The following is a 21,963-nucleotide window of genomic DNA, read 5'->3' on the forward strand; positions in this document are numbered from 1 at the left end:
CAGGGAAAATCTTTAGAAAAAACGGATATGTAACATCCCTTGCCATCATCTGCAACATTTGACGCACCTGTCTCAAAAAACATCGCTGTAGATTTACACTATCCTCATAAGCGTGCGTTTTCCAGTTATAAAAATTTGAACCACGGTTCCGGTTATGAAATAGTAAGCATGAAGTTTCCAGTTATGAAAGTTTGAACCAAAGCGCCCAGTTATGAAATAATAACCATGAAATTTTAAACCAAATCTTCCAGCTATGAAAAATGTTGCCTGAATTTTCTGACACTTCTACATGCTCCTGGCCTACGGGAGTACTTCTTTACCCAAAAAACAAATAACCGTTGCTGCCGGTGAAGTAGCACCCGGAAATGCCTGGTATACATACAGCGCTGTAAATAGCTTGCTGACCTGCACCATTTCCGGATCAGATGTACTTAAACTATTCTTTATGAAAACAAAATTACTTGCACCTATTGTTGCCGGACACCGCATGTCCACAAAAGCCTGCCTGCTTGTAAGGCTGAAAGCGCTCACCCTTTTCTATCTGTTGCTCGCCGGCTACAACGTGCAGGCACAAACCACTGCCAGCTATGTCTGGAAAAATGCCCCTATCGGCGGAGGCGGATTTGTGACAGGCATCGTCACGCATAGAACCAGCGGCGACAGGTATTGCCGCACTGACGTCGGGGGGGCATACCGCTGGGATGCCGCTAACAACAAGTGGATCCAGCTGCTTGACTGGATAAATGAATCTGAAAATGGCTTTATCGGCGTAGAATCCCTGGCACTTGATCCCCAGAATGCAAATAACGTCTACATGCTCTGTGGTACCTCCTATATCAACGGCGGCAGAACAGCCATCCTGAAATCCACCGACAAAGGAAATACGTTCACCTACACCGACGTGACAGCCAAATTCAAAGCCCATGGCAATGGCAACGGACGCGGGAATGGAGAACGCCTGGCCGTAGATCCGAAGAACAGTAATATCCTATTCTGCGGCACCCGGGCCAACGGGCTATGGAAAAGTACCGACGGCGGCATTACCTGGAACCTGGCCTGGAGCGGGGTAACCACCACTCCCAATGAAAACGGCATCTGCTTTGTCGTTTTCGACCCCTCCAGCAGTGTTGTCGGTGGGGCCACTCAAACTATCTACCTGGGCGTTTCCCGTACCGGCGGCGGCAATATTTATAAAAGTACAAACGGTGGCGCTACCTTTACCGACATCACCGCGACCACCACTTTTATGCCCCACAGGGCGGCTCTGCAGGGAACTACTATGTATGTTACCTACTCCGATGATGCAGGCCCCGCATCCCCCGGAGGACTGGGAAAAGTGTATAAGCTCAATACCGCTACCGGGGCATGGACGAATGTTACCCCCGTTTCGTCAAAAGACTATTGCTACGGCGGCGTAAGTATAGACCCCAATAATATCAATAGAGTGGTCGTATCTACATGCGGCATGTATTGGAATAACCAGTTCGGTACCGGTTGGGGTGACTTTGTTTTCATCTCCACCGATGGCGGATCCTCCTGGACACTGAAGAACGGTTCCAACGCCACCTATGATAGTAACGGTATTGGTTGGACAGTGGGTGGTGCTGTCAACTGGATGGACTGCATCGAGTTCGACCAGGCGAACACAAACAGGGTTCGGGTAATTGGTGGAGGCGGTGTATATACCTGCCCCGATATCACCGTCGCAAACCCCTCCTGGAAATATGATGTAATAGGAATTGAGGAAACGGCATTCCTGGACGGCATCTCCATTCCCGGGGGCCCGCTGATCTCTTCTTTCGGAGACGTAACCGGCTTTGTTCACGATCCGCTCACCTCCTATCCGGCCAATAGACTTATGCCCTCAGATCCCAATAACCAGAGCATTGCATATGCCGCTACAAACACGAACAGAGTCGTGAGAATCGGTAACGGAGGCAGCGTTGTCTATTACTCTAACAACAAAGGTGCTTCCTGGACCGCTGCTTCCTCCAACATGGGCGCCAGCGGCCGCGTAGCGATGAGCGCCGATGGCGGTACAATCCTTCATTGCCCGGGAAGCTCGGCTAACACCTACTACTCTACAAACAATGGAACAAACTGGTCCACCTGTTCGGGCGTGTCACTGGGAAGCGCGATCCCCGTTGCCGACCAGGTAAACGCCAATTATTTCTATATCTATAATCCAACCAACGGACAAATGCTGAGAAGCTCCAACAAAGGCGTTAGCTTTTCTGTAGCAGGTACTCCGGGCAATACCACGGCCAATTACCCCTGGGAAGCCACCCTGATCCGCACCACACCCGGTTATGAAGGGCATATATGGGTACCACTTGGCAATAATGGGTTGAAATATTCAACAAATTATGGCACTAACTATACAAATGTTTCCAATGTAACCTACTGCAAGACGATCGGTATAGGCAAGGCGATGACGGGAGCCACCTACCCTACGCTTTTTATATGGGGAACTGTATCTGGCGTGACAGGCCTTTTCAGGTCAACTGACCAGGGAGCCAGCTGGGCGAGAATGAATGATGATGCCCACGAATTCGCCGGTGCCACCCTGCTGATTGGAGATATGAACGTAGCAGGCAGAGTATATATGGCCGCAGGCGGAGGAAGAGGTATCATTTACTGGGATCCTGCAGCCTGTACGCCCAGCACTATTACCCCTTATGTACAGATCAATAACGGCACCTGGCAACAGACTGCCAACGCAGCTGTAACTGCCGGCAACAGCGTACAGTTTGGCCCTCAGCCTGTACAGGGAGGATCATGGAGCTGGACAGGACCTAATAACTTTACCGCTACTACCAGGGAAGTATACCTCTCCAATATCCAGTCGAACCAGGCTGGGAACTACGTGGCTACCTATACCAATAGCGGCGGATGCCAGAGCAGTCAGACTTTCACAATCACCATGACCAGCCCGGCATTAGCAAAAATGGCTGTCAGCGAAGAGGCAACTACCCTGTTCCCAAACCCGGCAAGTGGAGGCCGGTTTACCATCCTGCTGCCCGAAATCACCGGGAATACGGTCATTAAAATCTATGACAACGCTGGCAGACTCCGCTATGAAAAGTCAGTTCGCAATGGTAACAAAATAGAAATCGATTCACGGCTTACCCCCGGCCTGTATCTGGTCACTATCAATACGAAAACTACCAGGGTTACAAAAAAGCTACTCGTTCATTGATGAATCAAAGGGTACACAGATGCACTGAAACAATCAGTCTCGTCAACAACCTGAATTAAAAAAGGGCCGGCCAGAATATTGGTCAGCCCTTTTTTCTGCAAAAAGTTTTCATCTATCCGGTAAATTGAATACTTCATCCAGGTAATTGATAAAACCAGCCCGTTTCTTAAAATCGTGCAACCCGGTCGCTTACAACTGTTGTTCCTTACCCCACATAAGTTCCTGCGTTACCCACTACATCTCCCTCCTGCACCCATCGCTATTGATAAATGACAGTATAAACGGCACTACTTCAGGCAATAGAACCGGCGCAGATGCAAGTGGATCATCTAATCCGGGATCCCAGTAATAACCTGCAAAATTTTTCTCCAAATAAGAACTGTTTAAATTATATTTGTCAAATTGACAATAAAACGATTCTGTATCTAATTACACGTTATGAGTGACCTTAGGCCAACTCATCACTCCGCGTTTTTCCTGAACTTTAATAAATACACATGATAAACAAATCCGTATTACTTGTCTGCTGTCTGTTTCTTTTTTGCAGTAAGGCGCAAAGCCAGGCATTTAAAGAAAAGGATAACGGCATCGAGACTGTCGTAAATAATGTTCATATAGGGATCAACTTCTTTAGTCCTGCTATTGTAAGAGTCGTAAAATTTCCCAATAGCACGGTTGTTACCAAAAAGAGTCTTTCCGTAATAAAGCAGCCGGAAACCATCCGGCCTGCTGTTTCACAAAAAGGAGATATGGTTGTGCTGCGGACGGATTCGCTGGAAGTAAGCCTCTCATTAAAAACAGGCCAGATAGCATTTAGTCATCCTGGTGGCGGCCAACTGTTCACTGAAAAAGAAAATGGTGTGCAGTTTACGCCGGTAATGGATGTAAATAAGCCCCGCTTTAAAGTGAAGCAGGCATTCGTGCTGGATAATGATGAACCGGTATATGGACTAGGCCAGCAGCAAAATGGCCAGATGAGCCAGCGTGGCCAGAAAATCTATTTACGACAGGATAATACAAAAGTTTGCATTCCCTTCTTTCAATCTGTAAAAGGTTACGGTATATTCTGGGATAATTATTCCCCGACCACTTTTGCGGACACCAGGGAGGAAACCTCTTTTGATTCAGAAGTAGGCGACTGTGCTGATTATTATTTTTTATATGGCGGCGATGTGCAGGGCGTGGTTACCCAAATGCGCGCACTTACCGGGCAGGCTCCTTTGATGCCTTTGTGGGTATATGGTTTCAGTCAATCCCGCGAGCGTTATAAAACACAGTTTGAACTGGTAGACGTAGTCAAAAAATATCGCAGCCTGAAAGTACCACTGGATGGAATTGTACAGGATTGGCAATACTGGGGAAGAGACAGCAACTGGAACGCCATGAGTTTTGATCCGACTACTTTCCCCCGTCCTAAGGCAATGGTGGACAGCGTTCACCAGCTACATGCACATTTGTTTATCGTAGCATGGCCCGGTTTTGGACCACAGACAAAGCAGTATGAAGAGCTGAACAAAAAGAACATGCTGCTGCACTTTGAAACATGGCCGCCTAAAAGTGGTACGACCCCGTATGACGTTTATAACCCCGAAGCCCGGGATATTTACTGGCGTTATTTAAACAAAGGTATTTTCTCGCTGAATACAGACGCATGGTGGCTCGACTCTTCTGAACCTGACCATGTAAATCTGAAAGAGAAAGATTTTGATCTGCCGACTTTCCTCGGTAGTTTCAGAAGTGTCCGCAACGCATTCCCACTGGAGCACGTAGGTGGTGTATATGATCATCAGCGCCAGACCACTGATAAAAAACGGGTGTCAATTCTTACCCGTTCTGCCTTTGCGGGCCAACAGCGGTATGGTGCCAATACATGGAGTGGCGATGTAGGCTCAAGCTGGGAAAACCTGGCTAAACAGATCCCTGCAGCCCTGAACTTTTCGCTTTCCGGTATCCCTTACTGGAATGCTGATATCGGTGGTTTCTTTGCCGGTAGTTATGTAGATGGTGGTGGTGCAAAAAATCCGGCATTCCAGGAATTGTATACCCGCTGGATGCAATTTGCCACCTTTACCCCAATGATGCGCTCTCATGGTACTGACATTCCGCGTGAAATTTACCAGTTCGGCGATCGTGGCGAATGGGCATTCGATGTACAGGAGAAATACATCAATCTCCGCTACCAGCTCCTGCCCTATCTTTATTCAACCGCCTGGGATGTCACTTCAAAATCCGGGTCTATTATGCGTTCGCTCGCCATGGATTTTGCAGCTGACAAAAATGTCTGGAACATTGGCAGCGAGTTTATGTTCGGTCAGTCTTTCCTTGTGGCACCTGTCACCGAAAGCAATGCGCATGAAAAATCTGTTTACCTGCCTGCCGGTACGGTATGGCATAACTTCTGGGACGGCGAACAGGTTACCGGCGGCGTATGGGTAAAACAAGCGACTCCAATGGACAGGATTCCCCTGTTCGTAAAAGCAGGTTCCATTATTCCGTGGGGTCCCAAAGTGCAATATGCCGCAGAAAAGAAATGGGATAACCTGGAGTTACGCATCTATCCTGGTGCTGATGCAACCTTCACTTTGTATGAAGACGAAGGAGATGGGTATGCTTACGAAAAAGGTAGCTATGCAGAGATCCGCTTTCAATGGCAGGATAAGGACAAGACATTGACAATAGATGCGGTTAAAGGTAAATTCCCCGGTATGCTGAAAGACCGGAAATTCAATATCGTTGTAGTCAATGCTAAGCACGGTGCGGGTGTAGCTCCTGCGGATAAATTCAATACTACGGTTCAATACAAGGGACAAAAATTAACCGTAAAACTGTAACAGAAAGTTTGGATGATCATCTACCAATACATGAAATGACATCCCGAGATTTTAATAAAACGGTACCGGTTGCCAACAGGTACCTCGAAAGAGCCTTTTATCTGTAAAAAGATAGAAGGCTTTTTTTTATTCCTCCTGCCCCGTCAGTTGCCATCCCAACCAATTTTAACATTCCGTATGCAATCTTAATATTATATTGTGGCTAACCCGGAAACGTCCATACCTATAAAACTGCATCCACTATATGCGTAAAAAAATTGCTGTACTGGCGTTGTTCATTTCTATCATCACAGGTATAAAAGCAATCGCTCAGCATAAGTACACCATAAGCGGTATCATTCGTGATAAAACTTCCGGTGAGACCTTAATCGGCGCTTCTATCCGCATCCTTCCGGCATCAAAATACAGCAGTACCAGCAATAACTATGGCTTTTACGCGATCGTTGTACCACAGGGTTCTTACTCATTGGTTGTGAGTTATACAGGCTACAAGCCGGATACCATAGCCATTCAACTGACAAATGATGTCCTGCAACATGTATCGCTGGCGCCCACCAGTGGAATGCTAACGGAAGTAGTGATCACTTCACAAGCTACCAAAGACAGGTTAACGACACCTCAGATGGGGGTACAAAAACTCAACACGGCCGAAATTGCAAACGTGCCGGTATTTCTCGGAGAAAAAGATATCATCAAAACCATACAGCTCCTGCCCGGTATCAAGACGACTGGTGAAGGCAGTGGCGGCTTCTACGTGCGCGGCGGAAATATTGATGAAAACCTGCTGCTGCTCGACGAAGTGCCGGTATATAATGCTACCCACCTGATGGGATTCTTCTCAACTTTCAACTCCGACGCAATCAAGGATCTGACCCTCTATAAAGGCGCCATGCCGGCGCAATACGGTGGCCGCCTTTCTTCCGTGGTAGATATTCGGACAAAAGATGGCAATAACCAGGAATTCCATGGTAGCGGCGGACTTGGTGTGATCTCCTCTCACCTGAACCTGGAAGGGCCGCTTGAGAAAAATAAAGGCTCGTTCATGGTCAGCGCCCGTCGTAGTTATGCAGATATCTTCCTCAAACTGTCCTCTAATAAAGATGTCAAAAATTCAACGCTTTACTTTTACGATATCAACGCTAAAACCTCTTATAATCTGAATGATCATAACAGGATCTTCTTATCCTTTTATAACGGGAAAGACAATCTGAAAATCTCGCATGACTTTGCACTCTACTACGGTAATACTACAGGTACATTCAGGTGGAATCACAACTTCAACAGCCACCTGTTCTCCAATACCACACTCTCTTACAGTGACTACAATCATCATATTGAAATAGCAGACAATTCAAGCAATACAAAGATCGGTTCTAAGATCCGGGACTTCGCTTTAAAAGAAGATTTCCAATACTTCATGTCCAACGATGACCGGATCAACTTCGGCTTCACGTCAACACATCATACCGTTAATCCCGGATTGATAGCTGCCAGCCAGTACTCCGCCTATAATTCCAAGGCACTGGATAATAAATATGCTCTCGAAAGCGCAGTGTACATAAACCATGAAAAAGGGATCGGCAGACTGAAAATCAATTATGGCCTGCGTCTCTCTGTTTACAATGCATTCGGCCCGGGAGAATTTTATACATTCAATAAGGAAGGTGATGCGACTGACTCCGCCAGTTATGCCGCAGGGCAGCTGGTGCAAACATATATCAACCTGGAACCCCGGGCCTCAGCAAGTTACCAGCCCGACAGTATGAGCTCCCTGAAAATAGCCTATTCACGAAATACGCAAAACGTTCACCTGATCAGTAATTCTGCCTCTACCCAGCCTACCGATCTATGGATACTGAGTAGCCCGAATGTAAACCCCGAAATAGCTGACCAGCTCTCACTGGGATACTATCGCGACCTGAGCAGGGGGCGTTATGAGTTCTCATCAGAAATCTATTATAAACAACTGCAGCACCAGATCGACTTCAAAGACGGCGCAGCACTAACAGTCAACAATTATGTGGAGTCACAACTCCTATACGGGATCGGCAGGGCTTATGGCCTCGAACTCTTCTTAAAGAAAAAGACCGGCAGACTAACGGGATGGATCAGCTATACATTATCCCGCACGGAACGAAAAATAGATGATATCAATAACGGTAACTGGTATGCTGCACACCAGGACCAGACACATAATCTCGCCATCGTATCCATGTATCAATTAAGTAAAAAGGTGACACTTTCTGCCAACTGGGTCTACAATACGGGCAATGCCGTGACTTACCCCAGTGGTAAATATGCTATCAATGAACAGACCGTGTTTGTATACACAGAGAGAAATGGCTATCGCATGCCAGCCTATCATCGCTTAGATGTAGGTGTCACCATAGCCGGCAAAAAAAAGAAACGCTGGACGGGCGATTGGAACTTCTCTGTATATAATGCTTACGGTAAGGAAAATCCCTTTTTTATAGAATTCAAAAACGATCCGGCCAATCCTAATCGTACCATCGCCCAGCAGACATCGCTTTTCCGCTGGGTACCGGCTATCACCTATAACTTCTCTTTCTAGTATGAAAACGAATTATATCATCTTATTCATTATCCTGCTCACAGGTTGTACCAAAACGCTTGATCTGAAACTCAGAGCAGCAGATTCGCAGATAGTGATACAGGGAAGTATTACCAGTCAGGGGCCGCCTTATTATATAAAAATCAATAAAACAGTGCCATTCGGGGCATCCAACAACTACCCGGCAGTTTCCGGTGCCGTTGTGACCGTAGTAGACAGTAATGATAATAAAACAGGTCATTTTACGCAGATCGGCGCCGATGGTTATTATGTATCCTACAACCTGTATGGGCAGATCGGACACACTTATAAATTGTCTGTAAAGGTAGACGGACAGGAGTATACTGCCAGGTCCACAATGCCCGGGTTTGTAGCGATCCAGGAGTTATCTTTCGTACAGACAAAGATCCTCAATCAGACCAGGAACCTGCCGCAGATCACATTTGTCGATCCTGCTATGGAGGCTAATAATTATGTTTTCACCCTGTTGGTCAACAATGTACCTTACAAGGCATTCTATGCCATGAACGACAGGCTCACAGATGGTAATATCATCACGCAACAGTTGTACATGGATAGTTCTTATATTCAAAAGAACGACCGGGTAACCGTGATATTAGCGAGTGTAGACAAGAACGTGTATAATTACTTCAATGTGCTGCAGGCAAATAGTGGTGCTTCCGCGACAACACCATCCAATCCGCCTTCCAATATATCTAATGGAGCATATGGATATTTTGCAGCAGAGTGTATTGATATTTCAACCCGAACATTCTAAATAACCCCATTTCATGAAATTCAACCTCCTTGTATGTTATTTGCTTTTGGCAGCACCCATCGCGATAATAGCTGCACTATACCCATCCATCCGCTACCAACTTCTCAAATGCTATCAACACCCCCGGCACCTGCGCCGGTTCCTTCCTATACATCTCCAGGTCAAAATACTTCACCTCCCCTATCTCCGCCGACGGCACTACTTCCTGCGTCAACTCATGCAAGAAGCAATCCTGCTCCATCATCAACTCCACCTCTCCAAATGCCGGCGCTGTGATATGATAATACCACTTCAGCTCCTCTTCAGGGATCAAAATATTCAATTCTTCCTGCACCTCTCTCCTCACCGCCTGCAAAGCTGTTTCCCCCGCATCAATCTTGCCGCCAGGCAAGTACCAGGCCTGCTTATTCCTGCTAAAAGCCAATAATAATTTCCTGTCTTTTACGACTATTAATCCAGCTGTGTATATACGCTTCATAGGCACAAAAATAAAAATTTCCACCATCCTCAAAGTAAACGGTTTCCCGGCCATCTCCCTGCAACACGCTTTCTGAAAGGTGTTACCTTTCTCTTAAAACAACGCACCAGGCATCCGGGCTCTCCTGTTCCCGCTTCCCCGCATGGCACAGAAATCGTATGAATACAAACACTAAATCTAACTATTATGGCCAATACAACTTCTTTAAAAAACCCGGTTGATAAACATCCATCCGGCTTCCAGCCACAGGAGCAATCACTTCCTGGTTCAGAACAGGCAATGCAACCCAAACCCGATCATGGCGAAGAGTCCTACAAAGGCAGTGGTAAACTCGCTGGCCGCAAAGCCATCATTACCGGCGGTGACTCCGGCATTGGAAAGGCCGTAGCCATTGCGTTTGCAAGAGAAGGCGCCGATGTGCTCATCTCTTACCTGGATGAGGAAGAAGATGCAAAGGAAACAGCAAAATATGTAGAGCAGGCAGGTCAAAAAGCAATACTGGTGCCTGGAGACATCAGTAATGAAGAACATTGTAAACAGATAGTGGACAAAGCGCTCCAGGAATTCGGAGGCGTCGATATCATCGTCAACAATGCCGCATTTCAGGTCACGCATGAATCATTGCAGGATATTCCCAGCGATGAATGGGAACGTACATTCAGTACAAACGTGCATGCGATGTTTTACATCCTCAAAGCCGCAGAACCACATTTAAAACCAGGTAGCAGTGTGGTCAATACGACTTCTGTAAATGCATATACACCTAAGCCCATTTTATTACCTTATACAATTACCAAAGCAGCGATACAGAACTTTACAGCTACACTGGCGCAGCTATGGGGCGAAAAAGGGATCAGGGTCAACTGTGTTGCGCCGGGTCCTATCTGGACACCATTGATACCGGCAAGTTTCAGCCCGGAACAGACCGCCGAATTTGGTAAGAACACGCCCATGAAACGCGCCGGTCAGCCTGCTGAACTGGCGCCCGTATATGTCATGCTGGCTTCGGAAGAGGCAAGTTATGTGTCAGGTGCTACTGTACCGGTTACAGGAGGACAACCAACCATTTAGCATGCACTGGTGTACACAAAAAAGAAGGGGCACTTCAATACTGAAGCGCCCCTTCTTTCACCTGTTACCTTTTAATGCAATGACCAAAAACATGTACTCTTCATAGACTAACACTAACAAAATCATGCCTGCCAGCCAATCGCTATTATTGGGAAAATAAATAAACACCTGAGCAGAGATAAGTACACGAACTAAATGCCAACACGTCCTTATTTCTATACAAGCCGATCTTTTCGCCCACAGCGCCCTCAACTACCAGCTATCTGCATTAATCATCAGCGTGAACTTATTATCTTTACGCTGCTCCATGGACTTGTTTATAACGAAAAAGCCAAACCATATGCGGTGAACAGACACCCATCATAAAATACCACCATCTTCGGTTAAATACCCACTACTTTATATTTTTTCCGATATTTGATACCCACACCAAATCAATAGTATGTTATATATCGCACTGATTCGGGAAGAAAAACAGCCCCATGATAATCGCGTTGCCTTTACCCCATCACAATGCCAATGGATCGCACGTCATTACCCACAGGTGACCATCGTTGTACAGCCCTCTCCATGGCGCTGTTTCAAGGACGAGGAATATGAGCGGGCCGGCGTTACCCTGTCAGAAGACCTGTCTCACTGCCAGATCCTGCTCGGCATTAAAGAAGTGCCTGCCGACAAATTAATGCCGGGTAAGACATATTTATTCTTTTCTCATACACGTAAAAAACAACCGCAGAACCAGCAGATGCTGAGGACCATCCTGGAAAGGAAGATCAATCTCATCGATTATGAATGCCTTGTCCATCCAGATGGACAACGTATCCTGGGATTTGGCTTCTTTGCAGGTGTAGTCGGCGCCCACAATGGCCTGCTGGCCTATGGTCGTAAAACAGGTTCCTTCTCCCTGACACCGGTATATGCCTGCCATGATTTTAAAGAACTGATCAATCATTACTTTGGCGCTAAACTACCTCCCCTGAAAATCGTGATCACCGGCTCGGGCAGAGTAGCCGCCGGTACACTGGAGGTAATGGGCTTGCTGGGTATCAAATATCTTCCTCCTGAAGAATTCCTGATCAACACTTATACGTATCCCGTATACACACAGCTCAAGGCGGGTGAATTGTACCTGAGAAAATCAGATAAAACATACAGCCGGGAAGATTTCCATGCTCACCCCGATCAATACGACTGCCGGTTCCTGCCTTTTGTAACTGCCTCCGATATACTGATGAATGGCGTGTATTGGGACGAACGGATCCCACCACTCTTTACATGGAGTGACCTGGAAAAGAGCAATTTCAGGATCCGCGTGATTGCAGATATTACAGACGACATGAATGGTTCCGTACCCTGCAACCTGGGTGACTGTACTATTGAAGACCCGGTATATGGCGTAGACCGTCATACAAGGGAACAGACAGCACCTTACCTGCAGGATACAGTAGATATGATGTGTGTGAGTAACCTGCCCAACGAATTGCCGCGGGATGCCTCCCAATACTTTGGCGACCAGTTGATGAAGTATGTATTCGATGAATTATTGAAGTCAGAGAGTACTATTATTCAAAATGCGACAATTGCTACAAATGGGGCGCTTACAGAGCGGTTTAGTTATCTGGAGGATTATGTATCATAATAAATAGAAGTTGTCTTAAAATTGCCCTGAAAGCCCGGTAACCTGGCAGCAAAAAGTCTGTTCTTTCAGCATCGGGATCCGACCGGGTAACATGTACTTTTAAGACAACTTCCTTTTTTATTCATAGGGAAGAAAAATCTACTCTTTTGCACTGAAAATCGTCTGCGTCGGATACGCAAACTGGATATTCCGCTTCGCAAATTCCCGGAAAATCGCCAGGTTGATCACCTGCTGTATATCCATATATTTGTTATAATCACTCGTCAGCACATTGTACACGACTTCAAATTTCAAACTATAAGGCCCATAACTTGCAAAATGCGCCCTGTCAAACGCAATACCTTCCTGTGCTGTAATAATGGACTTCAGCAATCCGGGAATCTCCTCGATGACTTCCGCCGGTGTTTCATAGACAACATCCAGTATAAATGCAATCCTGCGCTTTTCCATGCGCTTGAAATTATGGATACGTGAATCCGTCAGCGCCTTATTGGAAAAGATCATCTCTTCTCCGCTGGTGCTGCGGATCCGGGTTGTTTTCACACCAATTTCCATTACGGTGCCGCTCTTATCGCCTACCAGGATCGCATCGCCAATTTCAAAAGGCCTGTCAAAGAAGATCACGAAATAACAGAACAGGTCACTTAATATATTTTGTGAAGCCAACGCGATGGCCACACCACCGATACCGAGACTCGTGATAATTGTCGTAACGTTGTAACCGAAGTTGTCCAGCAGGAACACGATCGCGATACACCACAGTACGAGGTTGATGATCATCAACACCCCTTTTACCTCACTCCTTTTGGGATCGGCATAATGACGTTTCTTCAGGTAAGAGATCAGTGAATACTCGATCACCATCGTCATTACGCGCAGCACGAAGAAGGTGTTGATCAGTATCATGACCGCACGCAGGGCGCTCGCTACTTTTTCCGGTAATACGAGGTAATGAATACCTCCATAGATCACGGAGATATACAACGCCGGCATAGCTGCACGGTCGATGATGCTGATGATAAAGTCATCAACCGTATTGACGGTACTTTCCGCCCATTTTCTCAATCTGTGTAATACGATACTTTTGACGATTCGCAGGACTACCAATCCAATGGCTATAACTCCCAACGCGATGATGTAGGCATACAAAGTATTGCCCCAAAAGACCTGATTTAAACCTTCCATGCTGTGATTTGAAACTAAAATTTATAAATACAAATAATATGGCTGTAACAATGCCCGGAACGCCGGTGTGTAATCATTATCCGCTTCCTTTATTGCCATGGTCTCTTCGTCGCGAACAGTAGCTGACCGGCCGAAAATAGCGATAGTGCGGAATCTGTCGTGATGCACACTTTGCTTCACATGCAGTACTTTGCGGGCGAAAAAACCTTTCTGTGTGGCTAATACTTCAAAAGTGGCAAAAGGCTTATAGGGTAATAAAACGGAAAAAACACCTGCCGCTGTCAAATGCTGATCTATGACAGCCAGTAGCTCTTCGTAACCTAGTGTAGTGGCATGCATTGCCTGATTCCTCAGCTTATCAGGACTTTTTAAATCTGTTTCGTAAAAAGGAGGATTTGTAATGATGAGGTCATACTTTGACGCCAATGACAAAGTGCGGACATCACTGTTGATCACATTCAATTGTGTAGCCCATGGTGCGGCTGCAATGTTACGTGCCGCCTGTGCTGCCGCCGCTTCATCCAGTTCTATCGCTGTAATATTGGCTTTATTGAATTGCTGCGCCAGCATCAGACTTAGTAAACCTGTACCGGCACCGATATCCAGGATGCTGTTCGCCTCAGTGATATACGAAGCGGTATATGCGCCTTGCAAACAGGCATCTGTACACACCTTCATGGCACAGCCTTCCTGATGAACTGTAAATTGTTTAAAACGAAAAAATTGATTCGCCATGTGCTGATTAAAAACCTACTTTACGCCGGTACTGCATCCGGTACCGAAAACTAGTTGGTCTGATATTTATAAACTGAGTAGGCATGTACTATTAAAAAACTGCACTGGTACCCGATACCGCTTCCAATCCTACCAACTCTTTGCCGGGTTCTTATAAACCGATTCCGCAGCTGCTGTTAAAAAGCTGCTCTTGCACCAGGTACTGCTTCCAATCCTACCAACTCGTTGCCGGGTTCCTATAAACCGATTCCACAACTGCTGTTAAAAAGCTGCTCTTGCACCAGGTACTGCATCCAATCCTACAAACTCTTTTGCCTGGTACTTATAATACGCGGTAATAGCAATCATCGCTGCATTGTCTGTACAATATTCAAACTTAGGAATATAAGTACTCCAGCCCAGCTTTTCACCATAACTTTGCAAAGCCGCTCTCAGTCCGGAGTTGGCACTCACGCCTCCTGCAATCCCGATATGTTTGATACCGGTTTCTTTACTGGCCTTTACCAATTTATTCATAAGAATACTGATAATCCTGTGCTGAATAGACGCGCAAATGTCCGCCATATTATGCTGCACAAAATCAGGGTCCAGCTTTTGCTTTTCCTGCAGGAAATAAAGGATGGAAGTCTTCAGGCCACTAAAACTGAAATTCAGCTCAGGGATCTGCGGTTCAGGAAATTTAAACTTTTCCGGATCCCCCTGTTTCGCATATTTATCAATCAATGGACCTCCCGGGTAAGGTAAGCCCAGTAATTTGGCACTTTTGTCAAAGGCTTCACCCGCAGCATCATCCAGGGTTTCACCGATCACCTTCATCTCCAGCGGACTATCTACCCGTACGATCTGGGTATGCCCCCCAGACACCGTGAGGCATAAGAATGGAAATGACGGAATAGGATCTTCAATGAAATTGGCCAATACGTGGGCCTGCATATGGTGAACGGCGATGAGTGGTTTGTTCAGCGCCAGGGCCAGCGACTTTGCAAAACAACTACCGACCAGCAGGGCACCGATCAGCCCGGGTGCCTGGGTAAATGCAATGGCATCCAGTTCATCCTTACGTATACCGGCCTGCTTAAGGGCATAATCCACGACCGGCACTATATTTTCCTGGTGAGCACGGGAAGCCAGTTCAGGCACCACTCCACCATATTGTTCATGAATAGTCTGGTTAGCTATATAATTGGAAAGGATCTTTCCATCTACCAGCACGGAAGCACTGGTTTCATCACAAGACGACTCTATCGCGAGTATTTTTACTGACATGGGTGCAAATTTAAATGAAAATCCGCTTTTGCCTGAGACAAAAGCGGATGCATGTCAAATATTCATGAAGGCTGTTGACTTCCAAAAAATCTTTTTAGAAGATCCCATGCTAAATCTTAATGAAGGCTGATAAAAAAATCCTTGGAAGACCCAGTTAGCGGTAAGTTGAAGTTTTAATCGCCACCACCTGTTCCGGCTTCAATCGAATCAAACGACCCCGCTCTTCACCTACTCCTAAAACGCTCATAAGATCATCCTCCCAGGCCCAATCCAACTGCGGCCATTGCATCACGTACTCCTGATCGCCACCACCTGTTCCGGCTTCAACCGAATCAAACGACCACGCTCTTCACCTACTCCTAAAACGCTCACAGGATCATCGTCCCAGGCCCAATCCAGCTGCCGCCATTTCATCACGTACTCCTGATCGCCACCACCGGATCCAGCTTCGACGCCGAATACGCCGGAATGAAACCCGCTATAATCCCCACACCCGTACTCACGCCCAGTCCAATCAAAATATTCTTCATGGTCAGCGCCACCGGAAACACTCCCAGCATATTAAACAACACAGAAAGTATATACACCAGCAGCAATCCTAATCCCCCTCCCACCAAACACAACATAATCGCCTCCAGCAGGAATTCCATCAGGATCACCTTCTTCCTTGCCCCAATCGCCTTTTTTAAACCGATGATATTCGTTCGCTCTTTCACCGTCACAAACATGATATTCGCAATCCCAAACCCTCCTACAATCAAGGCAAACATGGCAATTACCAATCCCCCGATATTCACCTTTGCAAACACACTCTCCAGGTTTTTCGAAATAGAGGTGATCTCATTCAGGGAAAAATCATCCTCTTCCGTGGGCCGTAACCTGCGAATAGCCCGCATCTGCCCGGTCAGTTCATCTTTCATTTCACTCACCGCTACGCCCGGCTTTGCTTTCACAATAATAAAAGGATCTCCGTACTGCCGCTCGTCTACCACCGTCTTTCCAAACTGGTAAGGTACCATCACCGTATTATCATAGTTAATGGCATCCATGCCGGAACCTTTCTTCTTCAATACGCCCACTACCTTCACCGGTCTGCCAGCCACCCGGATCACCTTGCCCAGGGCCGCTTCCGGGCTGCCAAACATGCCCTCCCAGATATTTCCTCCCAGGATAGCCACATTGGAGCCGTCATTCTCTTTGCCGGCAAAAAAACGCCCCCCGATAATCTTCAGGGATTGAATCTTAATATAATCTTCCGTTACAGGCAGGAAAGTGACCCCTTCCATGGCCTCCCCTTTATATTCAATTCTCTTGCCGTCAGCCGAAAATGCAAATGCCGTATACTGTACCGTATGCGTTTTTTCCTTGAGGGCATGGATCTCCTTGTATTCTGGCTGCGGGCGGTTCACAAATTTCCACCAGGGCATATCCGGACCTCCGTCCCATGGCCACTTCTCGATAAAGATCACATCAGAACCCAAAGATTCCAGTCCATTCCGGATATTACGTTCCAGGCTATTGGTAGCAGTAAAAACAGCGATGATACAGAATATACCAATGGTGATACCTAAGAGGGACAAAAATGTACGGAGCTTGTTCATTCTGAGCTCCTGGGCTGCCATTTTCAGGCTACTCCATAATATTTTAATCGTGGCAATCATAGCGTTGTGGCAATCATTGATCAAATGTAAAGTAATGATAAATTGTGAGATTACATCCATTTCACAATTCATTCGTACCTTTGCCCACATTTTTGGTACAAACGCATATGAAGTACGCAAGCGAAATCAATAAACGAAAGACATTTGCTATTATAGCCCACCCGGATGCCGGTAAGACCACCCTGACTGAAAAGTTCCTGCTTTTTGGTGGTGCGATCCAGACAGCGGGTGCCGTAAAGTCTAACAAGATCAAGAAACATACGACCTCCGACTTTATGGAAATAGAACGGCAGCGTGGTATCTCCGTGGCTACCTCCGTAATGACTTTCGAATACCGGGATATGCTGGTGAACCTGCTCGATACCCCGGGTCACAAGGACTTCGCGGAAGATACCTACCGCACCCTGACAGCGGTAGACAGCGTTGTGCTGGTAATTGACTGTGTGAAAGGGGTGGAAGAGCAGACGGAGCGACTGATGGAAGTATGCCGCATGCGCGATACCCCGGTGATCATCTTTGTGAATAAGATGGACCGTGATGGTAAGAATCCATTCGATCTGCTGGATGAACTGGAAGAGAAACTGAGCATCAAGGTGCGCCCGCTGAGCTGGCCGATCAATGGCGGTACAGACTTTAAAGGGGTATATAACCTGTATAACAAGAGTTTTGTATCCTTTGCGCCTAACAAGAAGGCGACGGATGATGATATCGTACCGCTGGCAGACCTGAGCAGTGATTTCGTTGATAAAACGTTCAATGCAACCGATGCTGCGCAGCTGCGTAACGATGTAGAACTGATCGAGGGGGTATATGATACCTTCGAAAATACCGAATACCTTGAGGGCAAAATGGCGCCGGTATTCTTTGGGAGTGCCGTGAATAACTTCGGGGTAAAGGATCTGCTGGACACCTTCGTGGAAATTGCGCCTACGCCGAGAGATCGCGAGTCAAGCACAAGACCTGTTCCGGTAGCTGATGATAAATTCAGTGGTTTTATCTTTAAAATTCACGCCAACCTCGATCCGAGGCACCGTGATCGTATCGCGTTCTTACGCGTGTGTTCCGGTAAGTTTGAGCGTAATAAGTTCTATCACCATGTAAGGTTGGATAAAGATGTGCGGTTTAGTAACCCATACACCTTCCTGGCACGTGAGAAGAACGTCGTGGATGATGCATATCCGGGCGATGTGGTAGGTTTGTTCGATACCGGGAACTTTAAGATTGGAGATACGCTGACAGAGGGTGAGAATTTCTACTTTACGGGTATTCCGAGCTTCTCTCCTGAGCTGTTTAAGGAGGTGGTGAATAAGGATCCAATGAAGACCAAGCAGCTGGAAAAAGGCCTGAGACAGTTGACAGACGAAGGGGTGGCACAATTGTTTACGCAGCATGGCGGTAACAGGAAGATTATTGGTTGTGTGGGAGATCTGCAGTTTGAGGTGATCCAATACCGGTTATTGCAGGAGTATGGAGCATCTTGTATGTTTAATACCTTGCCGTTCTATAAGGCGTGCTGGATTACCGGCAATAAGGCGAAGGTCGAAGAGTTTATCCGTTTTAAACAGGCGAATGTAGTGGAAGATAAAGATGGTCACCTGGTGTACCTGGCACAATCTGAGTGGTACCTGAATACAGAGCGTGCGAATAACCCGGAGGTGGAATTCCATTTTACTTCTGAAATTCATAAATAAAATATTGTAGCAATTTGCCGGGTTGCTCCGGCAAATTTACTGGCTGCGAACCTGATTCCGGCGCGTATTGCTTCGGCAATAAAGCTGGCAACTGATGGAAAAAAAAAGCCGCATCCTGTGATCAGGCGCGGCGCCATAATAAATTGTACGACCAACTCAAAATGAAGTACAATTGCAGACTGTCCATAGACTTGTAAAACAACGAAGGCAAAGCTATTACAGCTTTGCCTTTGTTATTTATGCATTTGGGAAATTGATTTACGCAACCGGGAATTCCGTTAACCGGGCCTTTACCTGCCTCATTTCCTCTTATACTCAAGGATGATCTCACTAAATGTTTTCTCCTTCTCTCCTTTAAAGTGAACCTCCAGTTCATCGTCCTTTTTCCATTTATACACGATCTTCTGCGGATAATCACAATCCGGATTCTCTGCCACGAACCCATTATACTGAATCACCGTGACCTTGAATACAACCGGTTTCCCGCTCTTCGGATCTGCCACCGCAGCAATGGTAAAATATAAATTATTTCCACTCCGGGTCAACTGCATCTGATCCATTTCCACACTGTCCCTGCCGGTAATGCGGTGTGTCACTCCCTTCCAGGTATTGTCATCTGACTTTACCCAATATTCAGTAAAAGTACTGTGCTTGGTAGGCATACGCCAATACCCCAGGATATGGTCCACATACTTAAGGTCGGCCGGTTTGACCTGTGCAAAGCCGTTACTGCAAAACAGTATCAGCAGCAGGTACTTACTGTGGTACCACAGCTTCTTCACCATACATTTGTGGTTTATATTTCAGTGAAGGCGATGGTAAGAACGGACCGATATTTAAAGAAGCCCATTTCTCGTCTACTTTGCGAATGGTTTCATCATCAGCCACCACGATATTGGGCCAGTCACGCTCAAAACCGTCCAGCAGCCTGTTTTTAAGGGTACCATCCATGCCTATACCCGTCCATTCCTTTCCGGGCTGACCCGCTACAGGATTACGTACTACAAAACTATCTCTTCTTGGATCCAGGTTATTACAGAAACGCCAGAGGGTCGTAGCCAGATCGCTTACATCAACGGTATGTTCTACAAAGACGATCATCTTTACACCCAGCAGTTCGGGCAATGCGTACAACTGTTCGGTCAGTTCTTTCACATGCAGCGGACGTGCTTTCTGTACAGAGAGGAACAGACAGGGGATGTCCATGCTGAACAGGTTGTCATTGATACCTTTGATCTCAGGAAAACGTTTCTGCAGTTCAGCTTTGTTGATGGCTGTTGGTTTGATACCCTGTACATGGCTGTCCAGTGTCTCTTCGTCATATTTTTTGGTGCCATCGATGCACATCTTACCACCAAAGCCCATTTTAGAGCAGGAGTGGTCGAGTACATCCATGGGGCCCTGGCTGAAATAGATATCGGTAGCGGGATTCAGGTGTCTGAACATATACTGCGCCAGTGATTTATAATCACTGATGCTGGTACCCTGGTCGGTGATAGCCAGGATCTTGTTGAACATCATCTGACCAGCCCCCCACATGGCATTCATCACTTTCTGGGCCTGTCCGGGATAATCTTTTTTGATCTGCGCAATTACCAGGTTATGGAACACCCCTTCAACAGGCATTTCCATATCCACCATTTCAGGTACCATGGCCATTTTGATAGGTGCCAGGAAGATCCTTTCGGTGGCTTTACCCAGGTAGGCATCTTCCTGGGGAGGAATACCGACGATGGTAGCCGGGTAAACAGCATCTTTACGATGGGTGATAGCGGTAACATGGAAGCGGGGGTACCAGTCTGCGAGAGAATAATAACCGGTGTGGTCACCGAATGGTCCTTCCCAGATCAGGTCTTCTTCCGGATCCACATATCCTTCTATCACGAAGTCAGCATCAGCAGGTACTTCGATCTCTGGCTGTGTAATACATTTTACCAGCTCTACTTTCTGCTTGCGCAGGAAGCCAGCCAGCATATATTCGTCCACATTTTCGGGCAGCGGGGCGGTGGCGGAATAGGTGTAAACCGGGTCGCCACCTACTACGACAGCTACCGGCATACGTTTTTTCAGCGCCTTGTATTCATTATAGTGTTTTGCGGAAACTTTGTGTTTATGCCAGTGCATACCGGTCATCTGACCATCGAAAACCTGCATACGGTACATACCAACATTGCGGATGCCGGTGTGCGGGTCTTTGGTATGGATGACAGGGAGGGTGATGAAAGGACCGCCATCTTTAGGCCAGCATTGAATAACCGGGATCCTCGTAAGGTCCGGGTTAGACATGATCACTTCCTGGCAGGCACCTTTGCCGCTGACAACCTTTGGCATCCAGCTGGCAAACTGGCCCAGTTTAGGCAGCATAGCCAGTTTATCGAGAATGCCTTCTTTAGGTTTGGAAAGCATTTTGAACAGGTCTTCGATCTGGTGAGCGATGTCATCGAGTTCGTTGACACCGAGGGCCAGGCACATCCTTTTCAGGCTTCCCATGGAGTTCATGAGGACCGGGAAATCAGTACCGGTGTTTTCAAAGAGAAGGGCTTTGCCACCATCCGGGGATTTGCTGATACGGTCAGTTATTTCGGAGATTTCCAGGATAGGGTCTACGAAAGTCTTGATACGGACTAGTTCTCCGGCCTTTTCCAGTGTTTCTATGAAGTGTTTCAGGTTCTTATATGCCATACGATCTTTGAAAATTTGTGTGAAGGTAAAACCAAAAAAAATAGTATTGCCTCCGGCAATACTATTTTTTTTGATATAGATGACGCTGCGGGGAGCCCCTCACAAAGGCTTCCCCCAAACCTAACCCCAACACCCCCTCCCCACTTTTCCATCCTCCCTCCATCAACCTCCCCCC

At 46.7% G+C, this 21,963-nt stretch carries 16 protein-coding genes; 7 read left to right on the plus strand and 9 right to left on the minus strand.

Features of this window, described 5'->3' with window-relative positions; translation table 11 throughout:
- The first annotated feature begins 445 nt into the window (after positions 1-445).
- The 4 genes from ABDW33_RS24190 to ABDW33_RS24205 all read left to right on the plus strand — a co-directional run bounded on the left by ABDW33_RS24190 (position 446) and on the right by ABDW33_RS24205 (position 9,380).
- On the plus strand, positions 446-3,199 hold the full coding sequence (locus ABDW33_RS24190) for a T9SS type A sorting domain-containing protein (protein ID WP_343692675.1): 2,754 nt from the start codon (positions 446-448) through the stop codon (positions 3,197-3,199).
- Between the two features lie 497 nt (positions 3,200-3,696).
- Positions 3,697-6,030 (plus strand): TIM-barrel domain-containing protein, encoded by a 2,334-nt coding sequence (locus ABDW33_RS24195; protein WP_343692676.1) that lies wholly within the window; start codon positions 3,697-3,699, stop codon positions 6,028-6,030.
- A 244-nt stretch (positions 6,031-6,274) separates the two neighbouring features.
- Positions 6,275-8,602, plus strand: coding sequence for a TonB-dependent receptor (locus tag ABDW33_RS24200; protein WP_343692677.1), 2,328 nt, complete (start codon positions 6,275-6,277; stop codon positions 8,600-8,602).
- 1 nt (position 8,603) lies between these two features.
- Entirely contained in the window at positions 8,604-9,380 is a 777-nt protein-coding gene (locus tag ABDW33_RS24205) for a DUF4249 family protein (protein ID WP_343692678.1), read from the plus strand.
- A 76-nt stretch (positions 9,381-9,456) separates the two neighbouring features.
- Here ABDW33_RS24205 and ABDW33_RS24210 read toward each other — a convergent pair whose 3' ends face one another.
- Positions 9,457-9,858, minus strand: coding sequence for an NUDIX domain-containing protein (locus ABDW33_RS24210; protein ID WP_343692679.1), 402 nt, complete (start codon positions 9,856-9,858; stop codon positions 9,457-9,459).
- A 186-nt stretch (positions 9,859-10,044) separates the two neighbouring features.
- Here ABDW33_RS24210 and ABDW33_RS24215 point away from each other — a divergent pair, with 186 nt between their 5' ends.
- Positions 10,045-10,929, plus strand: a complete 885-nt coding sequence (locus ABDW33_RS24215; protein ID WP_343692680.1) for an SDR family oxidoreductase — start codon at positions 10,045-10,047, stop codon at positions 10,927-10,929.
- A 442-nt stretch (positions 10,930-11,371) separates the two neighbouring features.
- Positions 11,372-12,568, plus strand: a complete 1,197-nt coding sequence (locus ABDW33_RS24220; protein ID WP_343692681.1) for an NAD(P)-dependent oxidoreductase — start codon at positions 11,372-11,374, stop codon at positions 12,566-12,568.
- A 138-nt stretch (positions 12,569-12,706) separates the two neighbouring features.
- On the opposite strand, the gene ABDW33_RS24225 is transcribed toward ABDW33_RS24220, so the two are convergent.
- The 5 genes from ABDW33_RS24225 to ABDW33_RS24245 form a co-directional block, all read right to left on the minus strand.
- On the minus strand, positions 12,707-13,753 hold the full coding sequence (locus ABDW33_RS24225; protein WP_343692682.1) for a mechanosensitive ion channel family protein: 1,047 nt from the start codon (positions 13,751-13,753) through the stop codon (positions 12,707-12,709).
- A gap of 21 nt (positions 13,754-13,774) precedes the next feature.
- Complete coding sequence (locus tag ABDW33_RS24230) at positions 13,775-14,488, minus strand: methyltransferase (protein ID WP_343692683.1); 714 nt, start codon at positions 14,486-14,488, stop codon at positions 13,775-13,777.
- A 261-nt stretch (positions 14,489-14,749) separates the two neighbouring features.
- Entirely contained in the window at positions 14,750-15,754 is a 1,005-nt protein-coding gene (gene tsaD, locus ABDW33_RS24235) for a tRNA (adenosine(37)-N6)-threonylcarbamoyltransferase complex transferase subunit TsaD (RefSeq protein WP_343692684.1), read from the minus strand.
- A 288-nt stretch (positions 15,755-16,042) separates the two neighbouring features.
- Positions 16,043-16,168, minus strand: coding sequence for a hypothetical protein (locus tag ABDW33_RS24240; RefSeq protein ID WP_343692685.1), 126 nt, complete (start codon positions 16,166-16,168; stop codon positions 16,043-16,045).
- On the minus strand, positions 16,168-17,475 hold the full coding sequence (locus tag ABDW33_RS24245; protein ID WP_343692686.1) for an ABC transporter permease: 1,308 nt from the start codon (positions 17,473-17,475) through the stop codon (positions 16,168-16,170). The genes ABDW33_RS24240 and ABDW33_RS24245 overlap by 1 nt, the downstream gene beginning before the upstream one ends.
- Before the next feature lie 47 nt (positions 17,476-17,522).
- Here ABDW33_RS24245 and ABDW33_RS24250 point away from each other — a divergent pair, with 47 nt between their 5' ends.
- Complete coding sequence (locus ABDW33_RS24250; RefSeq protein ID WP_343692687.1) at positions 17,523-19,106, plus strand: peptide chain release factor 3; 1,584 nt, start codon at positions 17,523-17,525, stop codon at positions 19,104-19,106.
- 299 nt (positions 19,107-19,405) lie between these two features.
- Here ABDW33_RS24250 and ABDW33_RS24255 read toward each other — a convergent pair whose 3' ends face one another.
- The 3 genes from ABDW33_RS24255 to ABDW33_RS24265 form a co-directional block, all read right to left on the minus strand.
- A complete protein-coding gene (locus tag ABDW33_RS24255) occupies positions 19,406-19,891 on the minus strand; it encodes a DUF6265 family protein (RefSeq protein ID WP_343692688.1) in 486 nt (161 codons plus the stop codon).
- A complete protein-coding gene (locus tag ABDW33_RS24260; protein ID WP_343692689.1) occupies positions 19,863-21,788 on the minus strand; it encodes a menaquinone biosynthesis decarboxylase in 1,926 nt (641 codons plus the stop codon). Before ABDW33_RS24260 ends, ABDW33_RS24255 begins: the two co-directional genes overlap by 29 nt.
- Positions 21,770-21,963: hypothetical protein (locus ABDW33_RS24265; RefSeq protein ID WP_343692690.1), on the minus strand; the 194-nt coding region annotated here is incomplete at its 5' end. The genes ABDW33_RS24260 and ABDW33_RS24265, both read right to left, overlap by 19 nt.

The organism is Chitinophaga sp., from assembly GCF_039596155.1.
Lineage (GTDB): Bacteria > Bacteroidota > Bacteroidia > Chitinophagales > Chitinophagaceae > Chitinophaga.

Excerpts from the sequence above, each read along its gene's own strand:
- ABDW33_RS24190 (WP_343692675.1), top strand. The coding sequence starts at position 446 with ATGAAAACAAAATTACTTGCACCTATTGTTGCCGGACACCGCATGTCC.
- ABDW33_RS24195 (WP_343692676.1), top strand. The coding sequence starts at position 3,697 with ATGATAAACAAATCCGTATTACTTGTCTGCTGTCTGTTTCTTTTTTGC.
- ABDW33_RS24200 (WP_343692677.1), top strand. The coding sequence starts at position 6,275 with ATGCGTAAAAAAATTGCTGTACTGGCGTTGTTCATTTCTATCATCACA.
- ABDW33_RS24205 (WP_343692678.1), top strand. The coding sequence starts at position 8,604 with ATGAAAACGAATTATATCATCTTATTCATTATCCTGCTCACAGGTTGT.
- ABDW33_RS24210 (WP_343692679.1), bottom strand. The coding sequence starts at position 9,858 with ATGAAGCGTATATACACAGCTGGATTAATAGTCGTAAAAGACAGGAAA.
- ABDW33_RS24215 (WP_343692680.1), top strand. The coding sequence starts at position 10,045 with ATGGCCAATACAACTTCTTTAAAAAACCCGGTTGATAAACATCCATCC.
- ABDW33_RS24220 (WP_343692681.1), top strand. The coding sequence starts at position 11,372 with ATGTTATATATCGCACTGATTCGGGAAGAAAAACAGCCCCATGATAAT.
- ABDW33_RS24225 (WP_343692682.1), bottom strand. The coding sequence starts at position 13,753 with ATGGAAGGTTTAAATCAGGTCTTTTGGGGCAATACTTTGTATGCCTAC.
- ABDW33_RS24230 (WP_343692683.1), bottom strand. The coding sequence starts at position 14,488 with ATGGCGAATCAATTTTTTCGTTTTAAACAATTTACAGTTCATCAGGAA.
- tsaD (WP_343692684.1), bottom strand. The coding sequence starts at position 15,754 with ATGTCAGTAAAAATACTCGCGATAGAGTCGTCTTGTGATGAAACCAGT.
- ABDW33_RS24240 (WP_343692685.1), bottom strand. The coding sequence starts at position 16,168 with ATGAAATGGCGGCAGCTGGATTGGGCCTGGGACGATGATCCTGTGAGC.
- ABDW33_RS24245 (WP_343692686.1), bottom strand. The coding sequence starts at position 17,475 with ATGGATGTAATCTCACAATTTATCATTACTTTACATTTGATCAATGAT.
- ABDW33_RS24250 (WP_343692687.1), top strand. The coding sequence starts at position 17,523 with ATGAAGTACGCAAGCGAAATCAATAAACGAAAGACATTTGCTATTATA.
- ABDW33_RS24255 (WP_343692688.1), bottom strand. The coding sequence starts at position 19,891 with ATGGTGAAGAAGCTGTGGTACCACAGTAAGTACCTGCTGCTGATACTG.
- ABDW33_RS24260 (WP_343692689.1), bottom strand. The coding sequence starts at position 21,788 with ATGGCATATAAGAACCTGAAACACTTCATAGAAACACTGGAAAAGGCC.